The organism is Nocardia sp. NPDC057455 (assembly GCF_042802775.1).
In the GTDB taxonomy this organism is placed as follows: Bacteria; Actinomycetota; Actinomycetes; order Mycobacteriales; family Mycobacteriaceae; genus Nocardia.
In genome coordinates, this window is the sequence record NZ_JBHVDM010000022.1 from 16,711 (window position 1) to 30,292 (window position 13,582).

Consider the following 13,582-nt stretch of genomic DNA (forward strand, 5'->3'; position numbering starts at 1 on the left):
CCTGCTAGGTTGGCCGGGAACGTGCCTGCATCGACGTATTGGAGTGCCGCGATGAAGTTTGCTGTCCCGGGTGTTGCGAGTGCCGTCGCGGGCGCCGTGCTGGGTGTGCTGAGTGTCTTCCTCATCACCCTCGCGGTGCAGCAGAACTCGCGCCCGGACATCGACCGCAGCGGCGACAAGGACTCCTCGCTGCTGAACAACGTTGAGTACGGCAGCCGCTGACCCGCTGACCTCCGCTTCAACCGCGAATTCGTTCGGATCTTCCGCGGCGCCGGGGCAGCACAGCACCGCGCCGCTGGGCAGACGTTGGTTCGCCGCGACCGTCGTCGCGGCATTCCTGCTGACCTTCGTGCAGGCGCCGGGACTCACGGTCGCCGACACGAAATACGACCTGGCGCAGAATCCGCTCGGCTTCCTCGCGCGCGCCGGCCATCTGTGGAGTAGCCAGGCGCCGATGGGTCAGGTGCAGAACCAGGCCTACGGATACTTCTTCCCGCACGGCGCGTTCTTCTCGCTCGGCCATCTGCTGAGCGTGCCCGCCTGGGTCACGCAGCGGATCTGGTGGGCGCTACTGCTGCTCGCCGGATTCTGGGGGATCGTCCGCCTGTGCGAGACGCTGGGCATCGGGACGCGCGGGTCGCGTGTCGTCGCCGCGCTCGCGTTCGCGCTGTCGCCGCGGGTGCTGACCACCGTCGGGTCGATCTCCTCGGAGACGCTGCCGATGATGTTGGCTCCGTGGGTGCTGCTCGCACCCGCCGCGCTCGGCGTCGCCGGACGCGCCCGGCGGCGGGGCGGAGCGGAGTCGCCCGCGGGCAGCGCGCTCGCGCTCGCCCTGATGGGCTCGGTCAACGCGGTCGCGACGGTGGCCGCCTTCCTGCCCGCGCTGCTGTGGTGGGCGGCTGCCTCACCGAACCGCCGTTGGTGGCGCTTCACCGCGGCGTGGATTCCGCTGCTGGTGCTGGCCACGTTCTGGTGGGCGGTGCCGCTGCTGCTGCTGGGCAAGGTGAGTCCGCCGTTCCTGGACTACATCGAGTCCTCGGGCGTGACGACGCAGTGGGCCTCGCTCGGCGAGGTGCTGCGCGGTACCGACAGCTGGACCCCGTTCGTCTCGCCGGAACGTATCGCGGGCGCGGTGCTGGTGACCCAGCCCGCGGCAGTGCTCGCGACCGGGCTGGTCGCGGCGGCGGGCATGGCGGGCCTGGCCATGCGGTCCATGCCGTACCGGGGCAGGCTCGTCCTCATTCTGTGCGTCGGGCTGATCGGCATCTGCGCCGGATTCGCCGGTGAACTGGGCGGGCCGTTCGCGGAGCCGGTGCGCGTCTTCCTGGACTCCGGTGGCGCTCCGCTGCGCAATGTGCACAAGCTGGAGCCGCTGATCCGCATCCCGCTCGTGCTCGGACTGGCGCAGCTGCTCGCCCGGGTTCCGTTGCCCGCCTCCGTTCCCGCACGGGTTTGGCGCGGCGCGTTCGCGCACCCGGAGCGGGACCGCGCGGTCGCGGTGGCTGCGCTGATCCTCACCGCGCTGGCCCTGTCCACCTCGCTGGCCTGGACCGGCAAGCTCGCGCCGCGCGGCGCCTACGACCGGGTTCCCGCGTACTGGCAGCAGACCGCGGACTGGCTGGCGAACAACGCTTCCGATACGCGCGCCCTCGTGGTGCCGGGCGCTCCTTTCGGCAGCCAGGTCTGGGGACTCACGCGCGACGAACCGCTGCAAGCGCTGGCCGGAACGCCATGGGCGATCCGCGACGCGGTGCCGCTGAACCCGCCCGGCACCATTCGCGCGATGGATTCGGTGCAGCGGCTCATCGCCGACGGCAGACCCTCGGCGGGCCTGGCCGCGACGTTGCGCGCGCAGGGCATCGGCGTCGTCGTCCTGCGCAACGATCTCGACCCGGAGACCTCCCGCTCGACCCGGCCGATGCTGGCCCATCAGGCGCTCGACGAGTCGCCCGGTCTGCGCAAGGTGGCCGAGTTCGGCAACCCGATCGAATCGGTGGTGATCGCCGACGACCTGGTGGCCGACGGTGACCTGCGCCCGCCTTATCCGGCGGTCGAGATCTACCGGGTCGACGCACCGGGGCTGGGCACGCCCGCCGAGGTGCGCGGCGGTATCGGCGCGCCCGACGCGTTCCCCGGCGCGTACACCGTCCCGCTCGGCGATGTTCCGGTGATCCAGGGCGGACCCGAAGTGTTCGAGCGGATGCGCCGCGATCCTGCCGCCGCCCGGACGCCCGGCTTGCTCGCCGCCGACGCGGCCAGGGCCGGGTTGCCGATCGGGCCCGTGACCGTCACCGACACGCCGATGGATCGCGAAGCCGATTTCGGCCGGGTGGACAACCACAACTCGGCGTTGCGCGCCCCTGACGACGCACGCCGCACGCACAACCTGGTGCCCGACTATCCGGTGCCCGGCGCGGAACTGGTGCGCGGCGCGTGGTCCGGCGCCACGATCACCGCGTCCAGCTCGGCCGCGGACGCCACCCAGCTCGGCGGGGCCGCGCCGGGAAGCTCGACCGCGGCCGTCGTCGACGGCGATCCGGCCACCGCGTGGATCAGCAACGGCATCGAACGTGCGCTCGGACAGTGGCTGCGACTCGATCTCGATCGGCCGATCCAGGCCGGACAGCTGAAACTGACCACCAGTTCGGCCGCCATCGGCGACCCGGTCAAATGGATCGAGGTGCGCACCGCGAACGGCACCGTCTCGGTCCGGGTGTCCGAACCCGGCGTGCCGGTCTCCGTTTCGCTCCCCGCCGGCCGCACAGAGTGGCTGACCATCACTGCCATTCGTACCGAAGGCGGCTCGGGCGGTGGGCAATTCGGCATCAGCGAACTCGCGCTGGACGACTATTCGGTACGCAACGCGCCCGTCCGCGTCGACATCCGGCACCGGACCGTGGTGCCATCCGCTCCAGCGGGCGCACAACTGCGCGGCTGGGATCTCGGTCAGGAATTCCCCGGCCGCAGCGCCTGTTTCGATGCGCCCGACCGGGTGCGTTGCAGCAAAGGTCTCGCTTTGGCGCCGGAGGAACCCGGCACGTTCCAGCGCACACTGACCGTCCCCGAACCGATGTCGGTTTTCCCCGAACTCACCGTCCGCACCAGGCAGGGCCCGGCCCTGGAGGCGCTGCTCACCGACCACGCCCGGCCGGTGGCCAGGGGCAAGGCCGACGTCGGCGACTTACGCGGGGCCGCGTTCGCCGCGACCGACGGCGATCCGCGCACGAGTTGGACCGCGCCCGAGGACTCGGTCCGACGGCCGACCGGCGGCAGGCCGACGCTCACCCTCGAGCTGCCCGGACCCACGCTGGTGACCGGCCTCGAGCTGACCCCTTCGCTCGGCGGCCTGCCCGCGGCGCCCACCTCGGTGACGGTGGATCTCGGTGACGGCCCGCAGGTGCGTGAGCTGGAGAACGACCGCACCGGCACGCCCACCCGGATATCCCTGCATCCCACCGTGACCGACCGCATCGAACTCAGCATGCGGACCTGGCGGCCGGTGCTCGACCGAACGGCGCTCGGTTTCGTGCAGACCCAGCCGCCCGGTCTGGCGGAGGTGACGGTGCTGGGACCGGACTACCCCGAGGCCGCCGCGCTGGACCGCGAGATCACCGTCCCGTGCGCGCTGGGGCCGACGATCGATGTGGGCGGCCGGACGCTGCGCACCTCGGTCACCGCTACCGTCGGCGAATTGCGCTCCGGCGCACCCGTCCCCGCCCGGGTGTGCACCGACGACACGGCCGAGCCGGAGGGCGGGACGCCGAACGAGTTCGCGCTGCCGCAGGGCCGGGCCGATGTGGCGGTCGGGCCGACCGACCTGTTCTTCGTGGATCGGCTGCGCTTGAACCGAACCGGGACGGAAGCTGCCACGGCCCCCGAGGCGGACCCGGGCATGCGGCTGCTCGTGCTGCCGCTGAGCACCAATGTCGGATGGCGCGCGACCAGCGTGGACGGTCACGTACTCGAACCGGTGGTGGTCGACGGCTGGCAGCAGGCCTGGCTGCTGCCCGCCGATGTCACCGGACCGGTGACGATCGCTTTCCCGGTCGACCGGTGGTACCGCCTCGGCATCTTCGGTGGCCTGCTGCTGCTCCTTCCGCTCGCGGTCCTGGCTATCCCCCGGCGCGCGCGGCCTGGCGCGACCGAGGCCGACGCGGGCGGAGCGGACTCGGATGAGTCCGCCGATGAGCCGGATTCGAGCGCCGATGCTCGCGGCACCTGGGGCCGACGCTGGATGGGTGCGGTGGGGCTCACCGGTGCGGCCACCGTGATCGCAGGCCCGGTGGGCACTGCCGCCACGGTGATCGCCTTGGCCGCAACCCGTTTCACGCAGTACGTCACCCCGCGCGCGCTCGTCGTCGTGGCGGGGATGGGCACCATGCTCTCCGCTGCCGCGCTGTCCACGGGCCCGTGGCGCTCGCCCGACGGTTATATGGGCGGCTCCGTACTGGTACAGCTGCCCGCACTGCTCGCGATCATCGCGGTGGGCATCGCGGCATTGCCCCGGCCGAAACACAGCGATCAGCCCGATGCGCGCCGATCCGACGAGCCGCTTCCCCCGCCGGTCGGGCACTGACGGTCCGCGCCGCTCGACAACCGGGCGCTGATCATTCACACCGATCCACGACCGGCGCTGACCATCCACACCACTCCCCAGCCGGACACTGACCGTCCGCGCCGCTCAACAACCGAGCGCTGACCATCCACACCGATCCACAGCCGAGCGCTAACCATCCACACCGATCCACAGCCGAGCGCTGATCATTCACACCACTGCCCAGCCGGACACTGACCATCCACACTCAACGACCGGGCGCTAACCATCCACACCGGTCCACGACCGGCGCTGACCATCCACACCACTCCCCAGCCGGACTGACCATCCGCGCCGCCCAACAACCGAGCGCTAACCATCCACACCGATCCACAGCCAAGCGCTGACCATCCACACCACTCCCCAGCCGGACACTGACCATCCACACTCAACAACCGAGCGCTAACCATCCACACCGGTCCACAGCCCGACACCGACCGCGTCACTCGACAGCCCGGCACCGACGATCCCCGCACCGATCGCAACCGACGACCTCGTCCGCGCGCGGAGTTTCGCTCGACGAGGCGCGCATCGCCGTGCGCCGCAAGCACACTCGTTGCTAACGTGACCACGCGTGAACACCTGTGCCGAATGCGGATTCATCTACGACTTGGCTTCGGCGGCCGACGTGCCGTCGCTGGCGCGGGAGCACGCAGTGGAATACGCAGACCTGCTCGGCGCCGACAGCGGCAAGTTACGGCAGCGCGGCAAGCCGGAGGTGTGGTCACCGTTGGAGTACGCCTGCCACGTGCGGGATGTCCTGCTGGCCCAGCGCGAGCGCGTGCTGGCCGCACGCCGTTCGGACAATCCGACGGCTACGGCGATGGGCCGGGACGAGCGCGTCGAGCACGACGGCTATGCCGAGCAGAACCCCGCGGACGTGGCTCGCCAGATCCGCGACGCCGCCCAGCTGTTCGCGAACGTTCTGGAGCGACTCGGTGACGACGACTGGGAGCGCACCCTGGGCTTCCCCTACCCCGAACCCGCGGTTCGTTCCCTGCGCTGGCTCGCGATGCACACCCTGCACGAGCTGCGCCACCACCTGCTGGACATGCACCGGCAACTCGATGGCTGACCTCCCGCGGGCCGTCGATCAGGGCGCGGGCTCGGGCTCGGGGTTGCGCCGCACCCGGTCCCGGCGGCGGGCCCAGCGCCTTACCGGCTCCTCGACCAGCGCGTAACTGGCCGCGGCGACCGGAAGGGTGACGGCGATGGTAAGAGCCAGGACGTAACCGAAGTCCCCCTGGAAGGGCAGGATGCCGAAGACCGGGAACACGATCGACAGCACCGCGAGGTGCCAGATGAAGATGCCGTAGGACCAGCGGCCGAGCGTCGCGGCCACCGGCGACTCCAGCCAGCGGTGCGCGCGCGCCGCCGGATCGCGCAGCACCAGCGGTGCGAGCAGCGCGAACCCGATGATCGCGCCGAGTCCCATCTTCACCACGTACTGCCAGGGTTCGGCCCTGGTGAGCCCGGCGGGTCCGGCCAGATCGGTCGCCGCGAGCAGGAAGGCGGCCACCGCGACGGCCCACATCAGTGGCTGATTCGCCCCGACTTTCCACCAGCGCGATAGCCGGACGCTATGTTCGGCGAGCTCCGCGAGGATCATGCCAGCGGCGAACCAGGGCAGATAACCCGGCAGCCAGTTGTCCGCGTGGATCGCGTCGGGAGTGGGCACCGGAATGAGGTTCCAACCGAGGCTGAGCAGAGCGAGCGCCAGCAGCACCGGCACCCGCCGCCGGGCCGCGGGGCCGCGCAGGCGCACCAGCGCGAACGCCAGGACGGGCAGCACGAGATAGAAGGCGACCTCCACCGAGAGACTCCACATCTGCGTGAGACCGTCGGTGAGCGTCAGCGGTACGAAGACCTGTAGCAGCGCCAGATTCGATGCCCACACCCGCAGGCCCGCCGTCCCGGCGGCGCTGGGCAGCAGCACCAGGACCGCGCAGACCACGACCCAATACGCGGGCAGGATGCGAGCGGCACGATGTCGTAGGTAATAGCCGACGGGCGGAGCGGTGTCCAGCCCCCGCGCGGCCGCGGCGTGCGGCCGCCAGAGCAGGAACCCGGACAGCGCGAAGAACACCGCCACCGCCATGTCGAACCGACCCCACACCCGGCCGACGACCGGTGTGCCCGCGGCGCCGGTCTGGAAGGCGACGTGCGTCAGCAGCACGCCGAGCGCGGCCATTCCGCGCATACCTTCCAAGGCAGGCACGAACGCGCGCGGGCGCACCGGTTCGGTCCCGGGCGCCGCTGTGGGCAGGGTCGCGGTCATCGGGCTCCAGTCTGCCTTGACGAATCCACAGTTGATAACCCGGCGTTTCAGATTTCGCGTTAGACTCGGGCGATTTCTCGGCCGTTTCGGCCTCGACGCCGCATGGTACGACATCGGACTGTTAGTGTCGGGGCTCACGAGTGCCGCGGCCTGCCCGCAGTGCTCGCCGGAGCGACCTGTGTTCTACGACGAGGAGAGTTTGCATGGCACTGAGTGCCGGTACCAGAAGGACGGTGGCCTGCCTGCTCGTGGGTCTCGGCGCGTTGCTGATCGTCGCCGCAATCATGATCCCGACATACACCGTCGACAAGCTGGCCAAAACTCCCCTCGACCTGGAGATCACTACGATCGCGACGAACCAGCAGGGTGAGGACAGCCTGGTGCTCGACTCCAAGTCGCTGACCGCTCCGGAGGGCACGGCGAAGGTCGACACGAATGTCCCGCTGGTCTCGCAGCGCTTCCTCACCGTCGAGGACCCGGCCGACGCCGAGCAGATGACGGTACAGGCCGGCCAGACGCTGCGGCGCATCGACAAGCAGGGCGACACCGGCCTGCTCACCGCGACCGTCGACCGAGTGACCATCGACCGGGTGACCGGCGAGCCGGTCGGCACCGAGCCCAACGGCTCGGTGGCCGTGACCGCGAACCTCGAGGGCCAGAGCATCGCCGAGCCGGTGCAGCACACCGGTCTGCAGTACCGATTCCCGCTCGGTACCGAGAAGAAGGCCTACCCGTACTTCGATCTCAACGTCCGCAAGACCTTCGACGCCAACTTCCTCGAAGAGACCGAGATCAACAACACGAAGGTCTACCACTTCCAGATGTCGGTGCCCGCCACCAGCCTGTGGGACGTCGTGCAGGCGCCGACGAACCGGTTGAGCCTGCCCGCCGCCAAGTGGGGCGTCGAGGGCGGCGATGCCCCGGTGACCATGACCCGTTACTACACCAACACCCGTGACCTGTGGGTGGAGCCGAAGACCGGCACGGTCGTCAAGGGTGGCGAGGCGCTGCACCTCTACTACTCGCGCACCGCGGACAAGCCGGAGGTCACCGCGCTGAAGTCGCACCTCGTGTTCGACGAGAACACGATCGAGTCGCAGCTCTCGGTAGCCAAGGAGAACATCGACAAGCTGTCGCTGTACGGGCGGGTCATGCCGATCATCCTCGGCGTCCTCGGCGTGATCGCGCTGATCGCCGGTGCGGTCCTCGGCATCCGCGGCGGCTCGGCTCCGACGCCCGCGCGGGCGGGCGGCGCCCCGGGGCAGCGTCCGAGCGGCGCGGCTCCGGCCGCCCCCGCACCGCGCGCCAACCGTGGCGCCGACGACGCGCCGACCGAGCAGATTCGGATCAACAAGCAGCCATGACCGGCTGAGTGCCACTGAATTCGGCTCCCCCGCCTACCGGCTGGGGAGCCGAATTCGTTTTCGGGGTTTCTCGGGGTTCGGTATCGCCGAGCGGATGGGCGACCGGAGACGGTATCTCGTGGCACGGCGTGCCTTCGGTGGGATGCACGCCGAGTTCGCTCGGGCCGGTCCCGAACGACAGCCGGCCGTCGTGGGTGTCGGTTCGGCCGGCGCAGGACATCGCGAAAGAACGCGCGAGCCGCGTCGGTAGACCGGGGTGTGCACCGCGGCGATCATGCGACGAGCTAGGCGGTCCTGGTCAGCCGACCGGGCGCAGCGGCTCGGGGCGTGTCGTGTGGTCGGCCGCGCGCAGGACGATGACGGCGACCACGAAGGTGGTGGCGGCGGCCACCGACACGGCCGTGATGATCAGCGCCGGAACCGAACGGGCCAGCGACAGCATCAGGGTGACCTCTACGGCCAGCCCCAGCCAGGCGACCAGCGCGAGCGAAGTGCGGTCGACGGCGATGGCCGAGAGCACCGCGCCTTGCAGCACGGCCAGCAGCGCGCCGTGCAGCGCGAAGACCCACAGCAAGCCCTGGATCGGGGCGTAGTCCTCGCCCGCCAGCAGCGGAGCGAGCGGCGCGGCGAGCGCGGCGCCGAGCACCGCGACGAGGCCGATTCCGCTGAGCACCGCCAGCGCTGCCCGGATCGCGCTCGCGGAGTGCGTCGGCTGGGCCATCCGCGGGTAGAGCACGACGCCGACGGCCTGCGGCAGCCAGAAGGCGATCTTGGTGGCGATGGTGCCGAGCGCGTAGCGGCTGGCGTCCACGTCGTCGAGCACGATCCGCACCACGATGAGATCCGCCGACGACAGCGCCATCAGCGCCGCCTGCACCTGTGCGGCCCGCAGCACCGGCAGCACGCCGGGGGCTGCGGCGACCTCGCCCGCCGCCAGGGCGCGAGCGCGTGTGGACGGCGCGCCGGCGACGATTCTGGCCAGCAGCGCCGCCACCGCGACCCCGCAGGCCGCGGCCCACAGGGCGAGCGTCGCGCCGCCGCCCAGCGCGAGAATTACCAGCGCGGGCGCGACCCGGACGATCCCGGCGGCACCGAGCACCGTTCCCAACGCCCGAAACCGCTTGCCACCCTGCAGCACTCCCTGTTCGCCGGACAACAGCACCAGCGCGGGCGCCGCACCCAGTGCCGCCGCGGTGGCGGCCACCCCCACGTTCAGCGTGAGGGCGACCAGCGGCACCAGCGCCGCCGCCACCAATGCCACGATCACCGCGCACCGCCACTGGAGCCCGCGCAGCGCCGCCGTCCCCGCGCCGCGCACGAGTTCCCGCGCCACCACGTTCTGCAAGGCCAGCGCCGGAACCGCGCAGAGCAGTTGCACCGCGAGCAGACTCGCGAACTCGCTGTAGCCGGTGACCCCCAGCCATCGCCCGGCCAGCAGTTGCAGCAGATACCCGGCGACGTTCGCGGTCATCGCACCCGCCGTCACCCACGTCAGATCCGCCACCACAGGAAATCGACGGACAGCAGACACGCCGCCCATCGTCCCACCCGCACCGGCCGTCGCCCGGCCCGCCCCGCCGCAGTGCGAGATGTGCGCGCCATGGGCTCGGCAGTCCGCGACGCGAGCCGTCCAGTCGTGGACCGCACGCCAGGGCTCCGGGCTCCGCCGCGCACCGGCCGGTCGCCGGTTACTGGCCCAGGCCCACGGAGTACGGCACGAACCGAGGTACCGAGGATCGCCGCCCGGGGCTAAGCACAATCGCGGGCCGGGTGCCACCGAGCCGCCCTGTAGAACCGACCGCGTCACGACAACACCTGGTATGGCGTACAACCTGGCAGTACGACGTTCGGCGTCACCGGTATGCGAATCAACGACAGGAGGTCGACAGTGCGGCACTGATCGCTGCGCAACTCGCTTCGACGAACAGGACCCGCGGTCCGATCGCGCGCGTCCTGCCGAAGCCGGAACTGCGCACGAACTCCGGGAAGGTGCTGCTGGACGACGCCGGCACCAGCACCGATCCACCGAGCCCGGACACCGACCCGCGATCCCCGTTGACTCGGCGACGGAAGACATCGGGACGTACAGTGCTCAGGCGTGAGTGGGAGCGGTCGAGACCGAGCGGTGGCTGCGGGATACAGCGCGGTCGGGTCGCTGGTGGTGACCGCGCCCCTGTTGGCACCCGGATACCTGCTGTTGCGCGACGCGGTGAGCACGCCGCGCAGTTATCCGACCGACTCGGCGCTCGGTCTCGGCGACGCGGCGCCCCGGGCGGTGCCGCAGGATGCGCTGCTGGCCGTGCTGTCGGCATTCATCGACGGCGGGCTCCTGGTCAAAGCGATTCTCGTGGTCGCGCTGTGGGCCGCGGCATATGGGGCAGCGGCACTCGCGCGCGAACTGCTGCGCGCGTCGCTCGGCCCGCAATTGGTCGCCGCGACGGTCGCGTTGTGGAACCCGTACGTGGCCGAGCGCCTGTTACAAGGGCACTGGAGCCTGCTTGCCGGATACGCCGCGCTGCCCTGGACAGCGCTGGCCGGGTACCACCTCCGATCCGCGTCTACCGCGAAACGCCGCAACAGGATTCTGTCGAACGCACCGGCACAGCCCGGCTCGATCGCACCCCAGAGCACACCCGGCTCAGCCGGTCACCCCGGCGAAGCCGCGTCAGCCGAATACTCCGGCAGCCCCGCTTCCGCCGATACGGTGGGTAGCGGCTGGTGGCTGCCCGTTGTCACGGCGGCACGGCACGCAAGCGTCGGAACGATATCCGCCTGGGCGGCGCTGGCCGGATCACTCGCGGCCGCCGGGCTCACCCCGACCGGTGCTCTGTTGGCCGGCGCGACCGCCTTCGCGCTGGTCCACCGACGCCAACTTCCCGCGGCGCTCGTCCTCTGGCTCGCCGCATCCGCGCCGTGGCTGGTCGCGACCGCGCTGTCGGGTGCGGGCGCCGAGCCGTCCGATCCCGCGGGCATCGCGGCCTTCGCCGCACGGGGCGAACCAGGCCTCGGCACGCTCGGCAGCTCGGCCGGCCTCGGCGGGATCTGGAACGCCGAGGCGGTACCGGATTCGCGCACCACACCGCTGGCCGCCATCGGCACCCTGGTGCTGCTGGTGATCGTCGCGCTGGGCTTGCGCGCCGTCGCCACCGGCGGCGCCGACCCCGACAACCGGCACGTCCGCCGCGCATTGCTGCTGCTCGCGGCGGTCGCGGTCCTGTTTCCCGCCCTCGGTGCGACGGCGTGGGGCATGAGCGCGCTGGAGTGGCTGGTCGCCCACGTGCCCGGTGCGGGCCTACTGCGGGACACCCAGAAATACGTGGCCCTGGCCATGCCCGCCTACGCCCTGTGCGCGGCGGCGGGATGCGCCGTCGCGGCCCGGTGTCTTTCGAACGCACCCCGGAGGGAGTCGGCGGACCGGCCCGCGGGGGCGCTGCCTGCCGTGACGTCCACGGTCGCGGTGGTCTTCGTCGCGCTTCTGGCGTTGCCGTTGTACGACCTCGCCTGGGGCGCGGGCGGAGCGGTCCGCCCGGTGCGCTATCCCGCCGGTTGGCAGCAGGTCGCCGACCGGATCGACGGTCCCGGCGACGTCGCGGTGCTGCCGGGCGGGATGTTCCGCAAGTTCCGCTACAGCGGCACCGCACCCGTGCTGGACCCGGCGCCGCGCATGCTGCCCAACGACGTGCTGCAAACCGGCGAGCTACCGGTGCGGGGGCGTACGGTGTCCGGCGAAGGGACCCGCGCAAGAGAAGTGGAAACGCTGCTGCTCCGCGGCGGCTCGGCCGCGGAACTGGCCCGCCTCGGAGTGGGTTGGGTCCTCGTCGAACGAACCACCCCCGGACCGCATGGCGAATCGGCCGTGACCCTGGCCCGCGTCGAGCAGGTCTACGAGGACGCCGACCTCGCGCTGTATCGCGTGCCCGGTGTCGTCGAGCGCGGTCGATCGACGACCGCACATCGTTGCGTCGCCGCCGCGGCCCACGTGCTCTGGGGCGCGATGCTCGTCGCAGGCCCACTCGCCGCCCTCGGCGCCCGCGCGCGATTCCGGAGCAGAACGCGGAACTGAGGACGCTGCTCGACTGCGTACAGGTCCGGGCGACCGATCGCCGACTTCGGACGAAGTGTCGTTCAGTCGGCCGTCCGGGGCGCGAGCAACCCGCTCGTGTGCTCGCCTCGGGCAGCCGCGGCCAGCACTTCGTAGACTCCGTTCCCGGTCTGCTCCCAGGAGAACTCGCGAGCGCGGGCGCGGGCCTTCTCACCCATGACCGTGCGCGCACCGGGATCGTCCAGCAGATCGCCGACGGCGTCGGCCAACTGGGCGACGTCGTCGACCAGGATTCCGGTGGCGCCGTCGACGATGGAGTCGGTGAGTCCGCGCGAACTCCGGTAGCCGACCGTCGGCACGCCGTGCTGGGCGGCCTCGATCACCGCGAGCCCCCACCCTTCTTTGCGAGAAGGCAGCACGTGCACCCAGGCGCGAGCGAGAAGTTCGTGCTTGCGGCGCTCGTCCACGTGCCCGTGGAAGGTGACGGCGTCGGCGATGCCGAGTTCGCGAGCGTTGTCCCGCAAGTTGTCCGCCCACCAACCGTCACCGATCACGTCCAGGCGCAGACCGGGAACGCGGTCGCGCAGCCGGGCCACGGCTGCGAGCGCGTCCTCGATCTGCTTGTGCGGCACCAGCCGGGAGAGCACCACGACAGTGGGTGCGGGAGAACGGGTTTCCGCGGCACCGGTCGGCGCGTCGGCTGGAACAGGTTCGGCTCCGTTGCGGACCACCGCGATTCGCGAACGGTCCACCCCGAGCGTGGCCAATTCTTCCGCCGACGGGAGCGAAACGGTCAGATATTGGTTGCGCCGGTGCACGCGCGGAGACAGCCGCGACTCGATCCACCAACCGATGCGGCCGACCAGCCGACCAGCCACCGGCCACTGCTCACGGTGGCCGTGATGCACCAGCACCACCGACGGCGCCGCGGTGACGGCGGTGGCGAAGAACGGGATGCCGTTCTGAGTGTCGATCACCGCGTCCGGCCGCAGGCCACGCAAGGGGCCGAGACCGATCCGGCCGAGCAGGAGCGCGGCGAGCGCTCGCGGATACACCGTGTAGCGTCCGCCCGCCCGGCTGATATCGATGCCGTCGACGCGTTCCCGCCGCGGCGCGCCGGGGTAGCGGGCCGTGCGCAGGGTGACCTCGACCCCGCGGGCCGCGAGCTGCGCGCCGACCTGCTCGAGGTACCGCTCGCTGCCGCCGCCCTGCGGGTGCCCGGTGTCACGCCAGCAGAGCAGGAGGACTTCGCGCACGGTGGAGCTTCTCTCGGTCGGTAGGTGGTGGGAACGTCGGATATCGCG

The 13,582-nt window shown here is 71.2% G+C and carries 8 protein-coding genes; 5 read left to right on the forward strand and 3 right to left on the reverse strand.

The window, feature by feature from the left end:
• The first annotated feature begins 51 nt into the window (after positions 1 to 51).
• From ACFU5M_RS11840 to ACFU5M_RS11850, 3 genes are all read left to right on the forward strand, one after another.
• A complete protein-coding gene (locus tag ACFU5M_RS11840; RefSeq protein WP_357130952.1) occupies positions 52 to 222 on the forward strand; it encodes a DUF2613 domain-containing protein in 171 nt (56 codons plus the stop codon).
• A complete protein-coding gene (locus tag ACFU5M_RS11845; protein ID WP_379047849.1) occupies positions 203 to 4,576 on the forward strand; it encodes an alpha-(1->3)-arabinofuranosyltransferase in 4,374 nt (1,457 codons plus the stop codon). The genes ACFU5M_RS11840 and ACFU5M_RS11845 overlap by 20 nt, the downstream gene beginning before the upstream one ends.
• 592 nt (positions 4,577 to 5,168) lie before the next feature.
• Positions 5,169 to 5,669 (forward strand): DinB family protein, encoded by a 501-nt coding sequence (locus ACFU5M_RS11850; RefSeq protein ID WP_379047852.1) that lies wholly within the window; start codon positions 5,169 to 5,171, stop codon positions 5,667 to 5,669.
• Between the two features lie 18 nt (positions 5,670 to 5,687).
• Here the strand turns inward: ACFU5M_RS11850 and ACFU5M_RS11855 are convergent, their stop codons facing one another.
• A complete protein-coding gene (locus ACFU5M_RS11855; protein WP_379047855.1) occupies positions 5,688 to 6,872 on the reverse strand; it encodes an acyltransferase family protein in 1,185 nt (394 codons plus the stop codon).
• Between the two features lie 203 nt (positions 6,873 to 7,075).
• Between ACFU5M_RS11855 and ACFU5M_RS11860 the strand changes: the two genes are divergently transcribed.
• Positions 7,076 to 8,236, forward strand: coding sequence for a DUF3068 domain-containing protein (locus tag ACFU5M_RS11860; RefSeq protein WP_379047858.1), 1,161 nt, complete (start codon positions 7,076 to 7,078; stop codon positions 8,234 to 8,236).
• A 298-nt stretch (positions 8,237 to 8,534) separates the two neighbouring features.
• On the opposite strand, the gene ACFU5M_RS11865 is transcribed toward ACFU5M_RS11860, so the two are convergent.
• On the reverse strand, positions 8,535 to 9,707 hold the full coding sequence (locus ACFU5M_RS11865) for a polysaccharide biosynthesis protein (RefSeq protein WP_379048023.1): 1,173 nt from the start codon (positions 9,705 to 9,707) through the stop codon (positions 8,535 to 8,537).
• A 627-nt stretch (positions 9,708 to 10,334) separates the two neighbouring features.
• Here ACFU5M_RS11865 and ACFU5M_RS11870 point away from each other — a divergent pair.
• A complete protein-coding gene (locus ACFU5M_RS11870; RefSeq protein ID WP_379047861.1) occupies positions 10,335 to 12,299 on the forward strand; it encodes a hypothetical protein in 1,965 nt (654 codons plus the stop codon).
• 62 nt (positions 12,300 to 12,361) lie between these two features.
• Here the strand turns inward: ACFU5M_RS11870 and ACFU5M_RS11875 are convergent, their stop codons facing one another.
• Positions 12,362 to 13,534: a glycosyltransferase family 4 protein gene (locus tag ACFU5M_RS11875; protein ID WP_379047864.1), complete on the reverse strand. Its 1,173-nt coding sequence runs from the start codon at positions 13,532 to 13,534 to the stop codon at positions 12,362 to 12,364.
• Between the last annotated feature and the right edge of the window lie 48 nt (positions 13,535 to 13,582).